This is a genomic window from Mycobacterium sp. IDUB_37 (genome assembly GCF_055419245.1).
In genome coordinates this window covers 34,274-56,026 of record NZ_JBVAXG010000014.1, presented here as the reverse complement: position 1 = coordinate 56,026, position 21,753 = coordinate 34,274, and the positions used below count along the sequence as shown (strand labels likewise).

The following is a 21,753-nucleotide window of genomic DNA, read 5'->3' as shown; positions in this document are numbered from 1 at the left end:
ACATTTCGCCGATCTGCTACGCAGTCCGGGCTATTCCCCGGACAGATGGCGCTCGACAGTGGCGACCTTCTGCGTCATCGCGTCGCTCACGCCTGTTCTCCAGTCTGCTTTGATCACCGTGCTGACGCGAGGCGCCCGGGCGGCTACTGCCTCGACGGCCCGTTGGACGACGGCCATCACCTCGTCCCAGCTGTCGCCCTCGATGGTGGTGAACATCGAATCCGTTTTGTTGGGCAACCCCGAATCACGTACCACCCGAACCGCTTCGGCGACGATCTCGCCGACGCCCTCCCCCACACCTAGTGGAGTGACCGAAAACGCGACCAGCACAGACATCCAGCTACTGTCGCATGGCAGCATCGACGCCCATGCGGGTGTTGGTACAACGGGTGTCGTCGGCAGCGGTGTCGGTCGACGGTCAGATCGTCGGTGCAATCCGGCCGGAACGACAGGGCTTGCTCGCCCTGGTCGGTGTCACCCACTCCGACCGACCCGAAATTGCGCGGCGGCTGGCCGAAAAGCTCTGGAAATTACGCATTCTTGATGACGAGAAGTCCGCCTCCGACGTCGGTGCGCCGATCCTGGTGGTCAGCCAGTTCACGCTCTACGCCGACACGGCGAAAGGCCGTCGCCCGTCCTGGAATGCCGCGGCACCGGGTGCCGTCGCGGAACCGCTGGTGGCGTCGTTCGCCGAGACGCTGCGGGTGCTCGGCGCACCCGTGGAGACCGGTGTCTTCGGTGCGCACATGCAAGTGGAACTGGTCAACGACGGACCGGTGACCGTGTTGTTGGAAGTCTGAGTCGGCCGCATGCGGGTAGGTTAATTTTTGTGACGACGCCTGAATTCGGATCGCTGCGGTCTGACGACGACGAGTGGGACATCGTCAGCGGTGTCGGCTACACCGCGTTGATTGTCACCAGTTGGCGTGCGCTGCATGCGATGAGTGAGCAGCCGTTGGCGCGCGACGACTACGCGAAAGTGTTTATTGAAGCCTCCGAGGATCCGTATTTGACGGGTTTACTCGCCGATCCGGAAAGCTCGGAACACGAGAATGCATTTCCGCGCCTCTACGGCGCGCAGACCCGATTTTTCGATGACTTCTTCATGGCCGCCGGTGACGCCGGCATCCGACAGGCGGTGATCGTGGCTGCCGGTCTGGACTCGCGCACCTATCGGTTGGAATGGCCGACCGGGACAACAGTTTTCGAAATCGATCTGCCGAAGGTGCTGGAATTCAAAGCGCGGGTGCTCACTGAGAATGGCGCGCAGCCCAAGGCGACTCGGCGCGAGGCGGCAGCCGACCTGCGCACCGACTGGCCCGCAGCGTTGCTGGCGGCAGGCTTCGACCCGCAAGCCCCGACCGCCTGGTCGGTGGAGGGCCTACTGCCGTACCTGACCAGCACCGCCCACGAGACGCTCTTCGCCGGCGTCACCGAACTCAGTGCCCCGGGCACTCGACTTGCTATCGGGGCGTTGGGCTCTCGCCTTGACCACCAGCAACTTGCTGCGCTCGAGGAGGAGCACCCGGGGGTCAATATGGCAGGCGATATCGACTTCTCCTCGCTCACCTACGAAGATGCGATCGATCCGACCGAGTGGTTGGCGGCGCACGGGTGGGCCGTCGAACCCGCCCGAAACACACTCGATCTGCAGGTCGGTTACGGGCTGACGCCACCCGAGGTGGACGTCAAGATCGACAGTTTCATGCACTCGCAATACATCATCGCCACCAGGTGACTCACGGCGTGAGCAGGATCTTCACGTCATCACCCGTCCTCGACGCGGCGGTCGCATAGGCGTTGGCGGCGTCGTTTAACGACAGGCTCGTGGTGAAAATGCCGTCGACGTTCAGCCGGCCCGATTGCAGCAGCGGGATCAGTTCCGGCCAGGTGCGCTGTACCGGTGCCGTGGTCAACCGGAACGTGATGCTGCGAATCAGCGACATCAGGGCGGGGAAGGGAAACGGCTGCAGATCGTGCACACCGACGACTGAAACGGTCCCGCCCGGACGAACCGCGGCGAGTGCGTCGGTCAGCGAAGGGTCGCTGCCCACGGCGTCGATCACCGCGTCGGCTCCCCGACCACCCGTCGCGGCCAGTACCGCCTCGGTTGCCGGTGACGCGACCGGTGTGGCGCCCCACTCGGCGGCTCGCTGCAAGCGGCCCTCGACCCGATCGACCGCGAAAACAGTCGCGGCGCCTTGCGCGAATGCGCTGCGCAGTGCGCACAATCCGACCGCGCCCAGTCCGATCACCACCACCGTGCCGCCGTACGGAATGTCGGCTCGCTGGGCCGCCGCCCAGCCGGTGGCGAGGTTGTCGGTGAGCAGTAACGCCTGCTCGGTGCTGATGCCATCGGGGATCTTTCGGACCTGGAAATCCGCGGCGTGCACTGCCAGCAAATCCGTTTGCGCGCCGGGCAATACGCCGCCACCGAAGATATTCAGCCCCGAGTGGCACATCACCGGGTCGTTGGTGGCGCAACCCGGACAGGCTCCACAGCCGGCCACCGACGACACCAACACTTCGTCACCGATTTTGACGCTGCGCACATCGGGCCCGGCTTCGACCACCGTCCCGACAGCTTCATGGCCCAGGGCCACCGGCTCGGCCAGCGGATAGTCGCCCTCATAGAAATGCAGGTCGGATCCACAGATGCCGGCCGCCTTCACCGCGACGATCACTCCGTCCGGTCCGGTCAGTGCCGGGTCGGGCCTGGTATCGACCCGGATGCTGGCAGGTCCGTCAACGACTACCGTGCGCATCGTGCTCACTTTCCTTGTGTCAGAATGAAATTCGACCATTCTGGCTCGCGGACCGCGGCCCAGTAGGCATTGAGACGCCATGGGCTGACGGTGTGTATCTCGCCGTCGGCGTTCTTGAAATAGGAGTGCTTGACGGCCGGGTGCGACCAGACCATCTTCTTGATCTCTACTTGCGTCCGTCGGTGCCACTCGGTGGCCGCCTCGGCCGTGGGTTCCAGCGCAACGAGGTGCTCCTCGGCCATCCGCTGCAGGCAGAGGTTGATGTAGCGCATCTGAAGTTCTGACTGGAAGATCAGGCTGCCGCCGTGCGCCAGGTGGGTGCCGGGACCGTAGATGAGGAAGAGATTGGGAAATCCGGGAACGGTGACGCCCAGGTATGCGTAGGGGCGGCTCCCCCACAGCTCGTGCAGGTCGATTCCGTTGCGGCCCTTGATCTTCAGTGGCCACAGTACGTCGGTATGACGGAATCCGGTGGCGTAGACGATCACGTCGACGTCATGGGTCGTGCCGTCCTCGGTGACGATTCCATGCGGCGTGATGCGCTGGATCCCCGTGCGCACCAGTTCCACGTTGTCGCGTTGCAGGGTCCGTAGCCAGCTGCCGTTGTCCTGCAGTGTGCGCTTTCCGGTGGCGGGATAGTCCGGCAGCACCTTGCTCAACAGCTCGGAAGAGTCTGGGCCGTCGGGGACCTGACTGGTGATCCACTGGCTGAACATCATCCGTGCGGCGGCGTTCATGTCGCTGACGGCATATTCCTGGTCGGTGTAATTCGGGTCGCCTTGGGCGGCGTCGAGTCCTTTGTCGGCGCCCGGCCACAGCAGCAGAAATCGGTACCACCGTCCGTAACACGGCAGGTGCCGCATCGCCCAGCGGACACCGTCACCGACCTCGTCGTGGTACATCGCGTTCGGGAACATCCATTGTGCTGTGCGTTGAAACACCGTGAGGTGCTCCACGTCTGCGGCGATCGCGGGTGCGATCTGGAACCCGCTGGCCCCGGCGCCGACCAGCGCCACCCGCTTGCCGGTCAGGTCCACAGAATGATCCCAGGCGGCGGAGTGGAAGGACGGACCCTCGAAGGACTCGGCGCCGTCGAATTCCGGGAGGTGCGGCCGATTCAATTGCCCGACCGCGGTGATCAGCGCCCGGGCCCGCAATGTGTCGGTTGTGCCGTCGGCCGATCTGATCTGGACTTCCCAGCTGCCGTTGTCGTCGTGCCACTCGGCCGCCAAGACCTCGGTGCTCCACCGCACCTGACCGGCCAGCTCGTGCTTGTCGATCACCTGGGTGAAGTAGTCCCGCAGCTCGGGTTGCTCGGCGAAGAAATGGGTCCACTCGTTGTTGGGTTCGAAGCTGTAGCAGTAGAAATGGTTCGCCACGTCGACGCGGGCACCGGGATAGCTGTTCTCCCACCAGGTTCCCCCGGGCCCGGCGTTCTTCTCCACGATCGTGAACGGAATGTTGGCCTGCTTGAGGCGGATTGCGGCCAGGATGCCGGACTCGCCGCACCCGATGACGACGACGGGGAATTCAGCCATGCTCTCTGTAGGCAGCGTCGTCGGGCGGCGCGGATCCACACCGTCGAGATCCATTTCCTCCAGCGCCAAGGGGAGGTAGTCGTCACCGACATGCTCGCAGGCCGCCCAGTCCATCATTTCCCGGATGAGTCCAGCATTGAGTGGCTCGGGTTCGGGGCAGCCGCGGTCGCGGTATTCGGCGATGACGGTGAGCGCTTCGGTGCGGGCCCGCGCCTTGTCCTCTTCGGACATGAACCCCTGGACCTCGTTGAGGAACAGGCCCATCTGCTTGAAGTCGCGGATGAAACGGGGGTCGCCGGTGATGTGCACCAACGACAGCAGCAACGTCGGGATGCTGACGTCCTCGAGCGCCGTGGCGATCTCCGAGTTGGTGGTGTTGAAGGGCTGTCCGGCGTACCGGCTGCGCATGGAGGCAGGTCCTTTCGCTGAACTACAATTACGCTACTCTCGGTGTCGTAATTGGCAGCACTACGGTACCCCGCGTTGTCCAGACCGATCAAGAGCCCTTAAGCGGCATTGCTACTTGTGTGACACCTCCTCGACCAGCCCGCCGTCGACGACGAACTCGGCCGCGGTCGCATACGCGGATTCATCGCTGGCCAGGAACAGCACGAAAGACGAGATGTCCTGGACTTCTCCCAGTCGGCCGAGCGGGATATTGAGCGCGTCCTGCGGAAGCTTGGCGGTCATGTCGGTGCGGATGAAGCCCGGATGTATCGAATTGACCCGAATATTGTGCGGCGCCAATTCCAGCGCGGCCGATTTGGTCAAACCGCGGACCGCCCATTTAGAGGTGACGTACCCGTGCACCCAGGCGGCACCACGCAGGCCCTCGATGGAAGAGATGTTGATGATCGAACCGCTTCCCGCGACGATCATCGGGTCGATGACGGCCTGAATGCCCAGCAGGGTGCCGGTGACGTTGACGTCGAGGACGCGTTGCCATTTGCCGAGATCAAAGGTCTTGAGCGCCCCGTAGTTGATGATCCCGGCATTGTTGACCAGGACGTTGAGCATGCCGAACGCGGCCACGGCCGCGGCGGCCGCCGCCTCCCAGTCCGACGGCTGCGTCACGTCGAGGTGTGCGTATGCGGCTGAGTCGCCCAATTCGTCGACCAGTGTCTGACCCTCGTCGTCGAGGATGTCGCCGATGACCACCTTGGCGCCCTCGGCGACGAGTAAGCGGGCGTGAGCGGCACCCATCCCCCGTGCTCCGCCGCTGATCAGTGCAACTTTGGTGTCCACGCGTCCCATGACGGGTGACGCTACCGCAGGGTGTTTAGAACCTGTTCTAATTCGCGTCGGATCGCCGCCGCGACGAACCGGCGAACCGGAGGTAAGGCGCACCGCTGCTCACGGCCTGCAGTGGGTTCCTGCTCGCGGTGCTGTGGGTGGACCTGATTTTCGACGACCTGACAGGTCTTAGTCGCGACGCGCCGAACCTGGCTGGCCATGCAGTGGGCCTCCGTACTAAACTAGAACACGTTTCAGTTTGTTCGCTCGGTCAAGCTTCCTAGGAGCAGGCATGCACACCGCGCTATGCGATCAACTCGGCATCGAGTTCCCGATCTTCGCTTTCACCCATTGCCGAGATGTCGTCGTCGCCGTCAGTAAGGCCGGCGGTTTCGGCGTGCTGGGCGCCGTCGGCTTCACCCCCGAGCAGCTGGAAATCGAGCTGAAATGGATCGACGAGAACATCGGCGACCATCCCTACGGCGTGGACATCGTCATCCCCAACAAGTACGAGGGCATGGACTCGCATCAGTCGGCCGAGGACCTGACCAACACGCTGCGGTCGATGGTGCCGCAGGAACACCTGGATTTCGGCAAGAAGATTCTTGCCGATCACGGTGTCCCGGTCGAGGACAGCGACGGCGACAGCCTGCAGTTGTTGGGCTGGACCGAGGCGACCGCCACCCCGCAGGTGGAGGTGGCGCTCAAGCACCCGAAGGTGACGATGATCGCCAACGCGCTGGGCACCCCCCCGGCGGAGATGATCAAGCACATCCACGACGAGGGCCGCACAGTCGCGGCGTTGTGCGGATCGCCCTCGCAGGCCCGCAAGCACGCCGACGCCGGCGTCGACATCATCATCGCCCAGGGCGGTGAAGCCGGCGGCCACTGCGGCGAGGTGGGCTCAATCGTCCTGTGGCCACAAGTGGTCAAAGAGGTAGCTCCGGTACCCGTCCTCGGCGCCGGCGGCATCGGCAGCGGCCAGCAGATCGCCGCGGCCCTCGCGCTGGGCTGCCAGGGCGCGTGGACCGGATCCCAGTGGCTGATGGTCGAGGAATCCTCCAACACCCCGGTTCAGCAACAGGCCTACGTCAAGGCGGGCAGCCGGGACACGGTCCGTAGCCGTTCGTTCACCGGCAAACCCGCCCGGATGCTGCGCAACGACTGGACCGAGGCCTGGGAGGCGCCGGACAACCCGAAGCCGCTCGGCATGCCACTGCAGTACATGGTTTCCGGGATGGCGGTACGGGCCACGAATCGCTACCCGAACGAGTCCGTCGACGTGGCATTCAATCCGGTTGGGCAGGTAGTCGGTCAGTTCCGCAAGGTGGAGAAGACGTCCACTGTGATCGAGCGCTGGGTGCAGGAGTATTTGGAGGCGACGACCAGGCTCGACGAACTCAACGAGGCCGCCGCCTCCGTGTAGGGGTTAGTCGAGGTCGTCGTCGCGGCCGGTGAACACCTCTTTGACACGGCCGACCGCATGCGTACCGATGTCGATCGAGTTCTGCACGATGCCGCTGGCGCCGCCCGAGATGTCACCGCGGATGATGTCGCTCGCGTTCTCGACGATGTCCGACGCCTTCTCGACAGCGTTGGTGGCGATGTCGCGAAGGGCGTCTACGGCGTCTTTGGGATCGAAGGCCATGAGGAGTCTCTCCTATTCGTAGGCGGGCAGTTAGTCGGTATGACTGTAGACCGGACCGAATCACTCGACCGGTCCTGATTCGGAGGCGAACGTCAGTAATTGACGAGCGTTCGCCAGTAGTCCTCCGGAATCTCGTTGCCGGACCGCAAGACTCGTGCCAGCCCTGCGGCCATGGCGATTCCGAGCAGTCCGAGCCATAATCCTGCCAGGCCGATCAGCCACCACAGCACGGTGGTCACCATCGGCCACGGTGATAGCGCGGCCAGTACCGGCGCAAAGAAGAAACCCAAACCGATGTACCACGCCGAACCGGCCCGGTCAGAGGCAAGGACAAACCGCAACCACCGGGGAATCGGCGAATCTGCGGCTTGGCCGTCGGTCATCGGAGTTACTCAGCGGTGGGAGCGGCTCACGGCTCGGGCGGGAAGAATCCCGCACCGGTGAACCAACCTTCTTGCCAGCCCTGGGCTCCCAGGCACAGCATCGGCAAGCCGGCCGGCGATTGCGCCGCAACCCTCGGACCGGGGCATGGCGAACCGATCTGCTGGACTCCCCGCAACGGGTACGAGATGACCCAATATCCCGTGTCCGCGGCCGGGAACTGGTTCGGCGGCGGAAAGTGGCAGGCCTCGGCCTGGCCACTGGGGCCACGCCCGAAGATGTTGCGCTCCCAGCTGTCACACGGCGCACCAAGCGAGGCGTCGTAGTTCATCCCCGGCACGTCGCCTTCCCAGCGCCCGTTGTCGGCACCGGCGGTGGGTGCGAAAACGACCGCCGCGCCCGTGATCGCAGCGGCGGTGAGCAGTTCGCGAATCATGTTGTACCCCGCTACTTCCTTGTTGGGTCCCCTACCGGCAGTAACCGGCGATTGTTCATCAAGAGCATAACGATTGCGGCAAACCCCACAAGAGCGCATCCGCGACTGGCGCGGAACACGTTCTAGTTGGGCAATTGGCACTTTTCTTCCAATGCTTCCCAACTGTGGTGTAGCAATGGATTATTGGCACGAGACGACAACTAGATGACGGTGTATTAGGAGTAGGCCTTGTCAACGACGCCAGCCGAACCGCAAGCCAAGCCGAACCTGCCGCCCGGGTACGACTTCACCGATCCAGACATTCACGCCGAGCGACTGCCGGTGGAAGAGCTGGCCGAGCTGCGCCGCAGCGCGCCGATCTGGTGGAACGAACAACCGCTCGGAGTGGGCGGATTCGACGACGGCGGCTTCTGGGTGGTGTCCAAGCACAAGGATGTCAAGGAGATCTCCCGGCGCAGTGACGTGTTCTCCAGCCTGGAGAAGACCGCCCTACCTCGCTATAAAGACGGCACCGTCGGCGAGCAGATCGAACGGGGAAAGTTCGTCCTGCTGAATCAGGACGCCCCGCACCACACCCGCTTGCGCAAGATCATCTCCCGCGGCTTCACCCCGCGCGCCGTTGAGCGCCTGCGCGATGACCTCAAAGAGCGCGCGAAGCGCATCGTCGAAACCGCCGCCGCACAAGGATCGGGCGACTTCGTCGAACAGGTGTCCTGCGAATTGCCGCTGCAAGCCATCGCCGGCCTGCTGGGGGTGCCTCAAGAAGACCGGATGAAGCTGTTCCACTGGTCCAACCAGATGGTCGGCGATCAGGACCCCGAGTTCGCCACCAATGACGCGATCGCGGCTTCCATCGAATTGATCATGTACGCCATGCAAATGGCGGCCGATCGCGCCCAGAACCCCGGCGAAGACATCGTCACCAAGCTGGTCGAAGCCGACGTCGACGGCCACAAACTCTCCGATGACGAGTTCGGGTTCTTCGTCATCCTGCTGGCGGTGGCCGGCAACGAGACGACCCGCAACTCCATCACCCAGGGCATGATGGCCTTCACCGACTTCCCCGACCAGTGGGAGCTGTACAAGAAGGAGCGGCCCGCCACGACCGCCGACGAGATCGTCCGGTGGGCCACCCCGGTCACGTCCTTCCAGCGCACCGCACTCGAGGATTACGACTTGTCCGGCGTGCCGATCAAGAAGGGGCAGCGAGTGGTAATGGTTTACCGCTCAGCCAATTTCGACGAGGATGTGTTCGACGATCCGTTCACCTTCAACATCAAGCGCGACCCCAATCCGCATGTAGGGTTTGGGGGCACCGGCGCGCACTACTGCATCGGTGCGAATTTGGCGCGCATGACGATCGACCTGATGTTCAACGCGATCGCCGATGCGATGCCCGATCTGGAAGCGATCGGTAAGCCCGAGCGACTGCGCTCGGGCTGGCTCAACGGAATCAAGCACTGGCAGGTCGACTATCACACCAACGGGGCCCCCGGCACTGAGCAAGCCGGACAGCAATGCCCTGTGGCGCACTGAAACCCACCACTGACGGGAAAAGTAATGCCAACGCACAAAGCTGTCCACGTACAGTCTCCGGGCGCGCCACTGGAGCTTGCCGATGTCGAGACGGGCTCGCCCAGTCGTGGTGAGGTGCGCATCGCGGTGACCGCAAGCGGCATCTGCGGCACGGATGCCCACTTCGTCAACGGCGGATTTCCCGACATGACCTGGCCACTGACTCCGGGCCACGAAATCGCCGGAACCATAGCCGAACTCGGCGCCGGCGTCGAAGAATTCGCGGTCGGAGATCGCGTCGCGGTCGGCTGGTTCGGCGGCAACTGCAATCACTGCGACCCGTGTCGCAAAGGCATCCTCATTCACTGTGCGAACGGGAAGGTTCCGAGTTGGCAGTATCCCGGTGGCTACGCGGAATCGGTGACGGTTCCGGCCACCGCACTGGCCCGGATCCCCGACGGGCTCTCCGATGTGGAAGCGGCGCCGATGGGCTGCGCCGGGGTCACCACCTATAACGCGTTGCGCCACACCAGGGCACTGCCCGGTGACCGGGTCGCCGTCCTCGGTGTCGGTGGACTGGGTCACCTCGGCGTGCAGTGGGCCAGGGCGATGGGGTTCGAGACCATTGCCATCGCGCGCGGGACCGGCAAGGCCGAGGACGCCAAGGCGTTGGGCGCGCACCACTACATCGACTCCACCGCGGTGAACGTCGCCGAAGCGTTGCGCACCCTGGGCGGTGCGGCGGTGGTACTCGGAACGGCGGGGAACTCAAAAGCCATGGCGGACACGGTCGGCGGGTTACTGCCACGAGGTGAACTCATTACTATCGGCGTCACACCCGAGCCGCTGAATATCAGCCCGGCGCAGTTGATCACCCCGGGGCTCAGTGTGATCGGCCATCCGTCGGGAACCGCGAAAGACATTGAGGAGACAATGCATTTCGCGCTTCTGTCGGGCGTGCGAACCTGGATCGAGGAGCTACCGCTGGCCCAGGCTGCCGAAGGCTACGCGGCTCTGGAGCAGGGCCGGGCGCACTACCGCACCGTTCTCACCGTGTGACTAAGGTCGGTCTGTGACCGACATGTGGGCCATGGACGCCGCCGACGGTGAGTTGACCGTTCGTACCGGAGTGGCGGGTCCGGCCGCGCGGATGGGGCATCGGCTCACCCTCGAGCTGACCCGGTGGTGCGCCACCGTGAATTGGGTTGGTAGCGAACCCAATACGGCCGAGCTGGTGGTTGAGGTCGATTCCCTGCGGGTGTTGCGCGGCGAAGGCGGTGTCAAAGGTCTATCCGGGCCGGAGAAGGCCATTGCGCGCTCAAACGCATTGAAATCGTTGTCCGCCAAGAGTTTTCCGAACATAAGCTTCACCGCCGACGCCATCGAGCAATCGGAGCAAGGCTATCGCCTGAACGGGACGCTGAGTATCCGCGGCAAACAGCGAACCCAGGTGGTCGAGTTGTGCACCGAAGATCTCGGCGACTCCTGGCGAATGACGGCCGAAGCCAAAGTCCGCCAGTCCGATTACCGCGTCAAGCGCTTTTCGATGCTGATGGGGTCGTTGCAGGTTGCCGACGAGGTGACGGTGTCATTCACCGCCGTGCGGCCCAAAGGCGAATGACGTTGCCGGACGGCTACTGCGGTGGCTGTCCTGGGTCGGCGTAGGTGCCGGGGATGTGCTCGAGCACCCTGCTCAACCGCAGCGGTCCGTTGGCCGGGTCCGGCTGAGACGGCGCTTCGCCCGGCTGTGCCTCGGGCGTGGCCTCCTCCATCTCACCGGCGGTGAGACGGATGGGCTCCTGCTGAACCGGCGGCTGGGGTGCTACCTGGGAGACGGGCGTCGCGGCGTGGGTCGGTGCCGGAGCCGGCGGGGCCACCGCTTCGGCAACCTGGGGTGTCGGCTTGTGCACGACGTGTTGGGCGGGTCCGGAATCGCTGCCCGGGGTCAGTTGCAGGCCTAGCGCCAAGGAGACCGATGCGACGAAGGTGACCGCAGCCGCGGCCAGCGTGGTCGCCGCGCCGGTGAACTGGCGGGATCGCGCGGGTGCCGCTGGGACGGGTACGACGACTTCGGCCACCAAACCGGCGTCGGTGAACTCAGTGCTCCGCGCGGCGGCCAGCGCAGCGCCGCGAGCTACCGTCACCTGCGCCATGGTCTGCGCGAAGACGGGTACCGGCAGCACTTTCTCGAGGCGCCAGGAGAACTCGTTGACATCGCCTTCCGAACCGACCACGACCACGCCGCCCGGGCGCCAGGTGCTGTGGTCGAACATCCCGGTGAGCCAGGTCATCAGGCCGTCGAAGCCGCCGCGGACGTGCTTGACGGCAGTCTGGGTTTCGCCGTCGTGAGTGTCGACCATGACCACGGTCGCCCACTCGTGCTCGAGGATGCATACGGCGGTTTGCTCGTAGCCGATGATGGGCGCGATGGCCTGCGCCAGCGTCTCGACGGAGTCGAGCAGCCGAACCGGCACAACGTTGTCGAAACCGGCGTCGGTCAGTGCTTCCAGTAACAGCGCGGCTTGTGCGGTGGCTTCGTCGTTCCAGGTCACCCCGACCACACGGAGCCGATGATTGTCCGCGGTGGCTACGTCGCGGGCCCGCAACACCTCGGCGGCCACCTGCTCGGCGGTGTTCACGGCTCGAGCGCCGTGGGAGTCTTGCAGCCCACCTTCGTCGTCGTGCTGCAGGTGCAACTCGTGATGGTCCAAAATGGCACCGTCTGCACCATGTCCCTCAGCGAGGACCCACCCGACGGTGGTCGGTGTTACTGACAGGCCAAGTACCGTATCCAAATTCTGCACCTCAGTCGGTCCCGTACCGGTAACACCCTTGAATTACCACTGGCACCAAGGGGCGGGTGCGTGGCCGTGAGCGGTGTTCCGGACCGGGATAGCGTGTCTTCGTCGGCTTGCTTCGGGCGAGCCTACGCGGTCGCCGCAAGATCGGCTTGTCCAGTCCGGAGACCTCCAGGTGACGCGCCGACCCACGAAGAATAACGGAAATATCAACGGCGCGACACGGCCAGTTATGCCCGTGCACTGATCAGAATCGGACGCCCGGCGGCGCGGTAAACCGGCCGTAGGTTGCTCGGCGCGCAATAGTCAAGCGATGTTCGGCCCGCCAACCTGGTTAGTTGAGCTACTGGGATTTGGTTGCGGATCTTCGACTCCAACCGGTTTCAACTGCATAACGCCTGCGTAACACCGCGGCGTGTGTCGCGTTCGGGCGTGTCGGCGGCGGGCTATAACGAATGCGGTCGATCGAAGCGGGCTGCCGGTAGCACGGTTGCTGTACTCGCTGCGGTAACCGATATGGAACTGAAATGTGATTGCGTCCCGATCGACATGTGACCTATTCACGCGGTAAGTTCTGCCGGGAGCAAGAGACATAAGGACAAAAGGGGCTCTGGTATGACAGCAGTTAGCGGGAAGATTCGGGCTTGGGGCCGTCGGCTCTTTGTCAGCGCAGCTGCGGCTGCGACTCTTCCAGGCCTGATCGGATTTGCCGGCCAGACAGCTACGGCGGGAGCGTTCTCCCGCCCGGGTCTGCCGGTCGAGTACTTGCAGGTGCCGTCCGCGTCGATGGGCAAGAGCATTAAGGTGCAGTTCCAGAGCGGCGGAGACAACTCGCCCGCGGTGTACCTGCTCGATGGTCTGCGTGCTCAGGACGACTACAACGGCTGGGACATCAACACCCCGGCGTTCGAGTGGTACCTGAACTCGGGCCTGTCGATTGTCATGCCGGTCGGCGGGCAGTCGAGCTTCTACAGCGACTGGTACAGCCCGGCCTGCGGTAAGGCTGGTTGCTCCACCTACAAGTGGGAGACCTTCCTGACCAGTGAGCTGCCCTCCTACCTGCAGAGCCAACGCAGCGTCAAGCCCACCGGCAGTGCCGCTGTCGGCCTCTCGATGGCCGGCTCGTCGGCCATGATCCTGGCCACCTACCACCCGGCGCAGTTCATCTACGCCGGCTCGCTGTCGGCGCTGCTGGACCCCTCCAACGGCATGGGCCCGACGCTGATCGGCCTGGCGATGGGCGACGCCGGCGGCTACAAGTCCTCTGACATGTGGGGTCCGTCAAGCGACCCGGCGTGGCAGCGCAACGACCCGACTGTCCAGATCCCGACGCTGGTCGCCAACAACACCCGCCTGTGGGTTTACTGCGGTAACGGCAAGCCTTCCGACCTGGGTGGTGCCAACCTGCCGGCCGAGTTCCTGGAGAACTTCGTCCGCAGCAGCAATCTCAAGTTCCAGGACGCCTACACCGCCGCTGGCGGCCACAACGCCGTGTTCAACTTCCAGAACGACGGCACGCACAGCTGGGAGTACTGGGGCCAGCAGCTCAACGCCATGAAGGGTGACCTGCAGGGCGCGCTGGGCGCTCGCGGCTAGAACCCAACAGCACCAACCAACTGCGCTTGACGGCAATCGCCGTCAAGCGCAGTTGTGCTTTTCAGCCGGACTTGTCGGTGGATCAGTGCCCCAGGCCGAGCTGATCGGTGATGTCGACCCAGGCCGTTGTGTCCGTGCGGTGGTCGTTGCGGTTGCTGCACTCCCCGTACACCCGCAGCACGCCCAGGTTCGGATCGTTGTCGTGGCGGTAAATGATCGCAGTGACCGAGTCCCTGGTGAATGTTTTGGCGAACGGGTGGCCGCCGGGAGGCAAGCCCTCGATCCAGCCGGCTGACGTCAGCGCGGACCACACCGTTGGCAGGTAACTACGGGCCTCGGACGGCACGGCGAAAGTCAGGTGAACCGCACCCTGGTACGGCGGACTGTCCTGATCCCTGCATGACATCAGCAGGTAGCCCGCCGTGGTTGCGCGGAGCTGGGCGGTGTTGACGATGCGTTTGGCCGCGCCGACGGCCTGGGCCTGGCTCTGATCGTCGGTGGCTGATTCGCCCGGGCGATTCAGGGCGTCAGCCGCCGTTGAGTGCAGTTGGTCCACCGCCAGGAAGGTGCCGCCCAGCAGCAGCGAGACCCCGAGCGCGGCACCAATCAGCGAGCGGCCCGCCGTCGAGCGCAACCGGACCGCGCGAGGACCGGCGCCGGACCCCGGATTTTTTCTGCTGCTCAAAGGTTTTCGCCTATCTTCCGGACCTGCATTCGACAGCTACATTGACTTTCGTACAATCTGCACGTAACTTCCGTACTGAGAGTTTGTAAGTTACGCCGAAGGATATCTCTGATGCCACAAGTCGAACTGAAGCAGGCAACGATTGCCTACCGGGTACTGGGTCCCGAGGACTCGCCGCACCCGCCGCTGCTGTTTGTGCACGGCATCCTCGTCGACGAAAGGCTGTGGGTCGGCGTCGCCGAGGGCCTCGCGCGACGGGGTTACCGGTGCATCCTGCCGACCTGGCCACTGGGTTCGCACACCATTGCGGTCAACCACGGAACAGAACTGTCGCCGCACAGTGTCGCCGCGATGATCCACGACTTCATCCTCGCCCTCGACCTGTCCGCGGTGACACTGGTGGGTAACGACACCGGCGGAGGCCTGTGCCAGCTCGTCATAGACACCCACCCCGAGCGCATCGGCCGGCTGGTCCTGACCAACTGCGACGCCTTCGACAAGTTCCCGCCATTTCCCTTCACGCTGGTCTTTGCACTGCTCCGTGGCCCCAGGTCCATCGGTGCGTTGCTCGCTCAAATGCGGCTGAGGGCGCTTCGGCACTCCCCTCTCGGCTACGGGCTGCTGCTGAGTCGACCCGATCCCGATCTGACCGCATCCTGGCTCGAGCCCTGCCGCAACGACGTACGCATCCGTCGCGACCTCGCGGCGCTGCTTCGCGCCGTAGCGGTTACGGACCTCACCGACGAGGCGACGCGCTTCCCTCGGTTCGACAAGCCCGTCACGTTGGTCTGGGGTATGCGGGACCGGTGCTTCAAACCATCGCTGGCCCGGCGGATGGCTGAGCTGTTCCCGAACGCCACGATGGTCGAGGTGCCCGGAGCAAGGACGTTTGTGGCCTTGGACAACCCGACTGCGGTGATCGACGCGATCGCCACGGTTGGCGCCCACCGCGGCTGAGGTGCTTGTCTGGACGGCATGAGCCGTCGAGCCTGGTTCGCGACCCTCGCGCTGAGCGCATCGCTGGCATTACCGCATGCGCGCGCTGACAGCGGAGGTCCACTCGTCGAACTGGTGGACGCCCTCGCTGAGCGGCTACAGATCGCCGAGCCGGTTGCCGCCTTCAAGTGGGGTACGCACGGCGACATCGAGGACCCGGCCCGCGTCGAGCGGGAGTTCGTGGCGTTGCGTGACGACGCCGCTGCGGCACACATCGACCCGGATTACGTGGTCAGCGTCTTCAGTGACCAGATCAACGCCACCGAAGCCATCGAGTACACCCGGTTCGCTCAATGGAAGCTCAACCCGGCCGGCGTGCCGCCTGCGCAGGAGGATCTGGCGGCCTCGCGAGCGGCGATCGACACCCTGAACAATAAGATTTTGTCTCAGATCACACTTCATTGGAGTTTGCTGCACGGGCCGTCGTGTGCCGCGGAACTCTCTGTGGCAAAGGCCACAGTGATACGGGCCCGTCAGCTCGACGACCTCTATCAACACGCCCTGACGACCGCGATCCGGTCGTACTGCCAAGTCGGATAGCCGGCCCGGGGCAGCCTCGGCAACCGGGTTTGCGCCAATCTCAAAGAGGTAGATAACCGATCTCATAATTTTCTCCGGCGGGTAACGCTTTGAACACGGCCCGCGAAAAGCTCGGCATGATCAACATCGCAAAGCCCCTCATCAAGACTGTGGTAGCGGCCGGTTTCATGGCGGCCGGCATGTCGTTCTCGACCGGCGCGGCAGCAGCCGACGCCATGAACTGGGACGCCGTCGCGGAGTGCGAGACCGGCGGCAACTGGGCCGCCAACACCGGCAACGGCGCCTTTGGCGGACTGCAGTTCAAGCAAGCCACCTGGGAGGAATACGGCGGCGTCGGAAACCCCGCAAAAGCCTCTAAGCAGCAACAAATCGCGATTGCGAACAAAGTACTGGCGGGTCAGGGACCGAAGGCGTGGCCGAAATGCTCCAAGGCCGGAGGCATGTCGCCCGGCACCACGACCGGCCCCCAGCAGACCCCGTCGCTGACTTCGACCATCACTCAGATCATCGGAGCACTTACCCCCAAACAGTGAATATCGCCGGCCGGGGTGGTTTCGTTACACCCGGCGTGTTTTGATCCTCTTATGGAGGGTTCGGCAACAGTTCATATGGCAGCACCGGCGGACAAGATTTGGGAATTGGTCGCCGATATTCGAAATACCGGAAAGTTCTCACCAGAGACTTTCGAGGCCGAGTGGCTCGGTGAAGCTACTGGCCCAGAGTTGGGCGCTCGATTCCGCGGGCACGTCCGGCGCAACGAGATCGGGCCGGTCTACTGGACCACCTGTGAAGTGACGGCATGCGAGCCCGGTCGCGAGTTCGGGTTTGCTGTACTGATCGGCGACCGGACGGTGAACAACTGGCACTACCAGTTCGCGCCCGCCGGAGAAGGCACGGACGTGACCGAGTCGTTTCGGCTCGCCCCGTCCCCGTTGAACAACATCTACCTGGTGTTTGGAGGCTTCCTACGTAGACGGCGAAATATACGAGATATGACGAAGACGCTGCATCGCATCAAAGATGTGGTCGAAGCAGGCTGAGGGGCTGAGCGGAGATCAGATCGATGAAGACGATATTCATCACCGGTGCGGGCAGCGGGATGGGCCGGGAAGGCGTAAAGCTGTTCCACGGCAAGGGCTGGCGCGTCGGCGCTATCGACCGCAATGACGATGGTCTCGCGGCACTCAGTTTGGAATTGGGTGCCGGGCTGTGGACGCGAGTCGTCGACGTGACAGATAAGACCGCGCTGGATGCGGCGCTGGCGGATTTCTGCGCCGGCAATGCAGGCGGCGGGCTCGACATGATGTGGAACAACGCCGGCATCGGCGAGGGCGGCTGGTTCGAGGACGTGCCGTTCGAGGCCGCGATGCGGGTGGTTGACGTGAACTTCAAGGCGGTGCTGGCGGGCGCCTACGGGGCACTCCCCTACCTGAAGAAGGCGCCGGGCAGCCTGATGTTCTCCACCTCATCCTCGTCGGGCACCTACGGTATGCCCCGCATCGCGGTGTACTCAGCGACCAAGCACGCGGTCAAAGGGCTGACGGAAGCGCTGAGCGTGGAATGGCAGCGGCACGGTGTCCGGGTCGCCGACGTGCTACCCGGGCTGATCGACACCGCCATCCTCACCTCGACGCCGCAGCATTCCGGCGCGGAGTCCGACTCGGAATCCGCAGACGCCCCGGTCAGGGTCACCCGGGAGGAGTTGCGCGCTGCGGCGCCCAAGCGCGGCATGTTTCGGCTGATGCCGGCTTCCAGCGTCGCCGAGGTGGCGTGGCGGGCCTACCAGCATCCGAAGCGTCTGCACTGGTACGTGCCTGACAGCATTCGCTGGATCGACCGCATCAAGGGCTTCAGCCCGGAACTCGTCAGAAGAGGCATCGTCAAAGCCTTGCCCATGATGGACCCTAAGCGGCCATAATGTTTTCTGCGTGAACTCGATGCGGAGGTGGCTAGTGCAGAACCGGTTGGTCGCAGTGGCAGGAATTGCCCTGACCGTCGTCACCACCGCCACCGCGTGTGGGTCGGGCGAGACAGTGCCGCGTGCGGCCGCGCATGTGGCCATCGACGGCAGTGCTCATGCCGTGCGTCCGCCCGCGTGCAGCCAGATCGATTCTTATCGCACCATCGACATCCGCGACAAGGACGGCCAGATTCAGGCGGTGGTGCTGCTCAGCGGCGACCGGGCGATTCCGCAGTTCGTGAAGATCCGCAACATCAACGGCTTCACCGGTAGCTACTACGCGGGCGGCGTGGGGGACGCGCGCGTGGACATGGCCAGGACCAGCTACACCATCACCGGCAGCGCTTCGGGGATCAACAGCCGCAACCCCGACAAGGTCGTGACGAGCGACTTCAAGATCAGCGCTGACTGCTAGGCAAGCCGCTTTGGGAGCAGGACGCATACGCTGGTTGCGGTGGAAGAAACAGGGTTGAAAGAAAAGCTGCACTGGTTCGCGATGCACGGAGTGATCCGCGGGCTTGCCCAGGTCGGCCTTCGGCGCGGTGATTTCCAGGCCCGGTTGATGGCGGACCCAACGGTGGTTGCCAATCCGGTGCCTTTCTACGACGAAGTGCGACCGCACGGCCCGTTGGTGCGCAGCCGGGCGAGCTACATGACCGTCGACCATCGACTCGCCCACAAAGTGCTGCGCTCGGACGACTTTCACGTCACGTCGTTCGGCGAGAATTTGCCGGGCCCGTTGCGTCGTCTGGAGCGACGCACCCGCGACAATCGGCTGCATCCGGTGCGGCCGCCGTCGTTGCTGGCCGTCGAACCACCGGATCACACCCGCTATCGCAAGACGGTTTCGGCGGTATTCACCGCACGGGCGGTCACCGCCCTGCGCGACCGGGTGGAGCAGACGGCGATCCGCTTGTTGGATGAACTCGCCGAGAGCCCGGGCTCGGTCGACGTCGTCGGACGGTACTGCGCACAACTGCCGATCACCGTCATCAGCGAGATCCTGGGTGTGCCGGACTATGACCGGCGGCGTGTCCTCGAGTTCGGTGAGTTGGTCGCTCCGAGTCTGGATGTCGGGTTGCCGTGGCAGGAGTATCGGCGGGTGCAGCGCGGGCTCGCCGGCTTCAACGCCTGGTTGGTCGATCATCTGCGGCAGTTGCGCCGCGCGCCGGGTGACGACTTGATGAGTCAACTCATCCGGACGGCCGAAAGCGGTGGTGCGGAAAGCTATCTCAACGAGACCGAACTGCAGGCGGTCGCCGGGCTGGTGCTCGTTGCCGGCTTCGAAACCACGGTGAACCTGTTGAGCAACGGTATTCGCATGCTGCTGGACCACCCCGAACAGCTGGAGAAGTTGCGGGCACGTCCAGAGTTGTGGCCCAACGCGGTCGAGGAGATCCTGCGGCTTGACTCGCCGGTGCAGCTCACCGCGCGGGTGGCCGGCAACGATGTCGAGGTCGCGGGTGTGCCGATCAAACAGGGCGAACTGGTGGTGATCTATCTGGCAGCCGCCAATCGCGACCCGGCGGTATTCCCTGACCCACATCGCTTCGACGTCGAACGCCCAAATGCGGGAAAGCATCTCGCCTTCTCCACCGGACGCCACTTCTGCCTGGGGGCTGCGCTTGCCCGCGCCGAGGGCGAGGTCGGGTTGCGTACGTTCTTCGAACGCTTCCCCGACGTGCGGGCAGCGGGCGCGGGAAGTCGGCGCAGCACGCGGGTGTTGCGTGGCTGGGCGAAGCTACCGGTGACCCTTGGCACGCGCTCGATGGCGGGCGTCAAACCTCAATACGCGAACCCATGACGACGGTGCGTTCGGAGGGCAGCCCGAAGTAAGCCGCCGCGTCAGCTGTGCTGTACGAGGTCGCAATGAACAAGCGCTTGCGCCACTTCGGCATCGTCGGCTCCGAGCCGATGACCAGTTCGAGTTTGGACAGGAAGTAGGAAGCTTCGTCCAGGACGATCGGTCCCTCCGTCTCGTCCGGACCGAGCAGACTCAGCGCGTCGCGGATCTTCGGGGTTTCCATGTAGCCGAAGTAGGACGTCACGTGAACTATCCCGTCGTCGGCGTATCCGAGTGCATCCACTTCGTTTCGACCAGCATCAGGAACGCGCGGCACCGGCAGCGTGACGATCGCCATGACCACCACGTGCTCTTGAAGCACCCGGTTGTGTTCGACGTTGGCCCGCAGCGCCAGCGGTGCGGAATCCTTTCCGCGGTTGAGGAATATCGCCGTCCCCGGAACCCGGGTGACCGGCCGCTCATGAGTGTGCAGGCTTTCGACGAATTCCTGCAACGACCCTTCGGCCTTTTCTCTGGTGCGGGTGACGATTTCACGCCCACGCTGCCAGGTGGTCATCACAGTGAACGCGATCAATGCGATGAGCAGCGGCAGCCACGCCCCGTGCACCAACTTGGTCAGATTGGCCGCCAAGAACATCAGGTCAACCGACAGCAGAATGCCGCCACCGATGATGACCAGCCACAGCGGCGCTCCCCACCTGGTGCGGGCGATGTACAGAAACAGTGAAGTCGTGATGGTGATGGTTCCCGTGACCGCCATGCCGAAGGCGAAGGCCAAAGCCGCCGAACTGCGGAACGCAAAAACCAGGGTGAGCACTGACAACAGCAGTAGGCCGTTGATCCACGGCACGTAGATCTGCCCGATAGTCGATTCGGACGTATGGGCTATCCGCAATCTCGGGAGATAGCCGAGTTGCGCGGCCTGCGAGGCGACGGAGAACGCCCCGGTGATCACGGCCTGCGAAGCGATCACCGTCGCCGCAGTGGCCAGTAGCACCATCGGGAGCCGCGCCCAGTCGGGAATGAGCAGAAAGAAGGGTGCGCTCGAGGTGCTCGGGTCGCCGAGCAACAGCGCCCCCTGGCCCAGGTAGCTCAAGGTGCATCCCGGCAGGACGAGCAATAACCAGCCCGAGGTGATCGCTTTACGACCGAAGTGGCCCATATCGGCGTACAACGCTTCGGCGCCGGTCACCGAGAGCACGATTGCGGCGAGGGAGAAGAACGCGATGTGAAAATGCCCGACGATGAATTTGGCGGCATACACCGGTGACAGCGCCTTGAGGATCTCCGGATGGTGGGCGATGCCGAGCACTCCGCACGCGCCGATCGCGGTGAACCACGCGATCATCACCGGCCCGAATAGCCGTCCGACCGCGCCGGTGCCGTGCCGCTGCACGGAGAACAGCACCACGATGATCACCGCGGTGATCGGTACGATCCACGAATTCAGCTCCGGCTGTATGACTTTGACGCCTTCGATGGCCGACAGCACCGAGATGGCCGGGGTGATCATGCTGTCGCCGAAGAACAGCGCGGCGCCGAAGATGCCGAGGGCGCTCAGCGTCATGGCGGTGCGACGTCGCTTGCCCTTCCCCAGCAGCGTGATGAGCGCCATGATGCCGCCCTCGCCGTGGTTGTCGGCCCGCATGACGAGGGACACGTAGGTCAGCGTCACGATGATCATGACCGACCAGAAGATCAGCGAAACGACGCCGTACACGTTGTCGGAGCTGATCGGCACCGGGTGTGGGTCGTCGGGGTTGAAAACGGTCTGGATGGTGTAGATCGGACTGGTACCGATGTCGCCGAACACGACACCGAGAGCGCCGACGACCGCACCTGCTGTTTTGACCTGCAC

General features: G+C 64.1%; 22 protein-coding genes and 2 pseudogenes. 14 read left to right on the top strand and 10 right to left on the bottom strand.

Annotation, left to right across the window (positions count from 1 at the left end; genetic code table 11):
- Nucleotides 1-30: 30 nt before the first annotated feature.
- Complete coding sequence (locus tag ACZY1I_RS30055; protein ID WP_463761063.1) at nt 31-336, bottom strand: MTH1187 family thiamine-binding protein; 306 nt, start codon at nt 334-336, stop codon at nt 31-33.
- A gap of 32 nt (nt 337-368) precedes the next feature.
- Here ACZY1I_RS30055 and dtd point away from each other — a divergent pair, with 32 nt between their 5' ends.
- On the top strand, nt 369-800 hold the full coding sequence (gene dtd / locus ACZY1I_RS30050; protein ID WP_463761242.1) for a D-aminoacyl-tRNA deacylase: 432 nt from the start codon (nt 369-371) through the stop codon (nt 798-800).
- A gap of 140 nt (nt 801-940) precedes the next feature.
- A pseudogene (locus ACZY1I_RS30045) lies at nt 941-1,606 on the top strand (SAM-dependent methyltransferase); the annotation flags it as partial.
- Between the two features lie 9 nt (nt 1,607-1,615).
- Here the strand turns inward: ACZY1I_RS30045 and ACZY1I_RS30040 are convergent.
- The 3 genes and pseudogenes from ACZY1I_RS30040 to ACZY1I_RS30030 form a co-directional block, all read right to left on the bottom strand.
- Nucleotides 1,616-2,765, bottom strand: a pseudogene (locus ACZY1I_RS30040) (zinc-binding dehydrogenase); the annotation flags it as partial.
- 5 nt (nt 2,766-2,770) lie between these two features.
- Complete coding sequence (locus tag ACZY1I_RS30035) at nt 2,771-4,711, bottom strand: flavin-containing monooxygenase (protein ID WP_463761062.1); 1,941 nt, start codon at nt 4,709-4,711, stop codon at nt 2,771-2,773.
- Nucleotides 4,712-4,822: 111 nt separating this feature from the next.
- A complete protein-coding gene (locus tag ACZY1I_RS30030; RefSeq protein WP_463761061.1) occupies nt 4,823-5,557 on the bottom strand; it encodes a glucose 1-dehydrogenase in 735 nt (244 codons plus the stop codon).
- A 271-nt stretch (nt 5,558-5,828) separates the two neighbouring features.
- On the opposite strand from ACZY1I_RS30030, the gene ACZY1I_RS30025 reads away from it, so the two are divergent.
- The gene (locus ACZY1I_RS30025) at nt 5,829-6,962 is read left to right on the top strand and encodes a nitronate monooxygenase (RefSeq protein ID WP_463761060.1); all 1,134 of its coding nucleotides are present in this window, start codon (nt 5,829-5,831) and stop codon (nt 6,960-6,962) included.
- Nucleotides 6,963-6,965: 3 nt separating this feature from the next.
- On the opposite strand, the gene ACZY1I_RS30020 is transcribed toward ACZY1I_RS30025, so the two are convergent.
- The 3 genes from ACZY1I_RS30020 to ACZY1I_RS30010 all read right to left on the bottom strand — a co-directional run bounded on the left by ACZY1I_RS30020 (nt 6,966) and on the right by ACZY1I_RS30010 (nt 8,001).
- A complete protein-coding gene (locus tag ACZY1I_RS30020) occupies nt 6,966-7,184 on the bottom strand; it encodes an Rv1893 family protein (protein ID WP_463761059.1) in 219 nt (72 codons plus the stop codon).
- Between the two features lie 92 nt (nt 7,185-7,276).
- Nucleotides 7,277-7,567, bottom strand: a complete 291-nt coding sequence (locus ACZY1I_RS30015) for a hypothetical protein (protein ID WP_463761058.1) — start codon at nt 7,565-7,567, stop codon at nt 7,277-7,279.
- Nucleotides 7,568-7,593: 26 nt separating this feature from the next.
- Nucleotides 7,594-8,001 carry a hypothetical protein gene (locus ACZY1I_RS30010; protein WP_463761057.1) on the bottom strand — a complete coding sequence of 136 codons (408 nt, stop codon included), beginning with the start codon at nt 7,999-8,001 and terminating at the stop codon, nt 7,594-7,596.
- A 228-nt stretch (nt 8,002-8,229) separates the two neighbouring features.
- Here ACZY1I_RS30010 and ACZY1I_RS30005 point away from each other — a divergent pair, with 228 nt between their 5' ends.
- The 3 genes from ACZY1I_RS30005 to ACZY1I_RS29995 are packed head-to-tail and all read left to right on the top strand — an operon-like array spanning nt 8,230 to nt 11,137.
- Complete coding sequence (locus tag ACZY1I_RS30005; RefSeq protein WP_463761056.1) at nt 8,230-9,537, top strand: cytochrome P450; 1,308 nt, start codon at nt 8,230-8,232, stop codon at nt 9,535-9,537.
- 24 nt (nt 9,538-9,561) lie between these two features.
- Complete coding sequence (locus ACZY1I_RS30000) at nt 9,562-10,575, top strand: alcohol dehydrogenase catalytic domain-containing protein (RefSeq protein ID WP_463761055.1); 1,014 nt, start codon at nt 9,562-9,564, stop codon at nt 10,573-10,575.
- A 22-nt stretch (nt 10,576-10,597) separates the two neighbouring features.
- A complete protein-coding gene (locus ACZY1I_RS29995) occupies nt 10,598-11,137 on the top strand; it encodes a YceI family protein (RefSeq protein ID WP_463761240.1) in 540 nt (179 codons plus the stop codon).
- Nucleotides 11,138-11,150: 13 nt separating this feature from the next.
- Here the strand turns inward: ACZY1I_RS29995 and ACZY1I_RS29990 are convergent, their stop codons facing one another.
- The gene (locus ACZY1I_RS29990) at nt 11,151-12,311 is read right to left on the bottom strand and encodes a DUF7159 family protein (RefSeq protein WP_463761054.1); all 1,161 of its coding nucleotides are present in this window, start codon (nt 12,309-12,311) and stop codon (nt 11,151-11,153) included.
- Between the two features lie 618 nt (nt 12,312-12,929).
- Here ACZY1I_RS29990 and ag85B point away from each other — a divergent pair.
- On the top strand, nt 12,930-13,910 hold the full coding sequence (gene ag85B, locus ACZY1I_RS29985; protein WP_463761052.1) for a diacylglycerol acyltransferase/mycolyltransferase Ag85B: 981 nt from the start codon (nt 12,930-12,932) through the stop codon (nt 13,908-13,910).
- An 82-nt stretch (nt 13,911-13,992) separates the two neighbouring features.
- Here ag85B and ACZY1I_RS29980 read toward each other — a convergent pair whose 3' ends face one another.
- Nucleotides 13,993-14,595 (bottom strand): hypothetical protein, encoded by a 603-nt coding sequence (locus ACZY1I_RS29980; protein WP_463761051.1) that lies wholly within the window; start codon nt 14,593-14,595, stop codon nt 13,993-13,995.
- Between the two features lie 111 nt (nt 14,596-14,706).
- On the opposite strand from ACZY1I_RS29980, the gene ACZY1I_RS29975 reads away from it, so the two are divergent.
- The 7 genes from ACZY1I_RS29975 (at nt 14,707) to ACZY1I_RS29945 (ending at nt 19,895) form a co-directional block, all read left to right on the top strand.
- On the top strand, nt 14,707-15,552 hold the full coding sequence (locus tag ACZY1I_RS29975) for an alpha/beta fold hydrolase (protein ID WP_463761050.1): 846 nt from the start codon (nt 14,707-14,709) through the stop codon (nt 15,550-15,552).
- Between the two features lie 18 nt (nt 15,553-15,570).
- A complete protein-coding gene (locus tag ACZY1I_RS29970; RefSeq protein WP_463761049.1) occupies nt 15,571-16,131 on the top strand; it encodes a chorismate mutase in 561 nt (186 codons plus the stop codon).
- Nucleotides 16,132-16,247: 116 nt separating this feature from the next.
- Nucleotides 16,248-16,664, top strand: a complete 417-nt coding sequence (locus ACZY1I_RS29965) for a transglycosylase family protein (protein WP_463761239.1) — start codon at nt 16,248-16,250, stop codon at nt 16,662-16,664.
- A 51-nt stretch (nt 16,665-16,715) separates the two neighbouring features.
- Complete coding sequence (locus tag ACZY1I_RS29960) at nt 16,716-17,171, top strand: SRPBCC family protein (RefSeq protein ID WP_463761047.1); 456 nt, start codon at nt 16,716-16,718, stop codon at nt 17,169-17,171.
- A gap of 23 nt (nt 17,172-17,194) precedes the next feature.
- Nucleotides 17,195-18,049, top strand: coding sequence for an SDR family oxidoreductase (locus ACZY1I_RS29955; protein WP_463761046.1), 855 nt, complete (start codon nt 17,195-17,197; stop codon nt 18,047-18,049).
- A gap of 34 nt (nt 18,050-18,083) precedes the next feature.
- Nucleotides 18,084-18,506 carry a lipoprotein LpqH gene (locus tag ACZY1I_RS29950; RefSeq protein WP_463761238.1) on the top strand — a complete coding sequence of 141 codons (423 nt, stop codon included), beginning with the start codon at nt 18,084-18,086 and terminating at the stop codon, nt 18,504-18,506.
- 54 nt (nt 18,507-18,560) lie between these two features.
- Entirely contained in the window at nt 18,561-19,895 is a 1,335-nt protein-coding gene (locus tag ACZY1I_RS29945; protein ID WP_463761237.1) for a cytochrome P450, read from the top strand.
- On the opposite strand, the gene ACZY1I_RS29940 is transcribed toward ACZY1I_RS29945, so the two are convergent.
- Nucleotides 19,870-21,753, bottom strand: a complete 1,884-nt coding sequence (locus ACZY1I_RS29940; RefSeq protein WP_463761045.1) for a potassium transporter Kup — start codon at nt 21,751-21,753, stop codon at nt 19,870-19,872. The two genes, ACZY1I_RS29945 and ACZY1I_RS29940, sit on opposite strands and share 26 nt — an antisense overlap.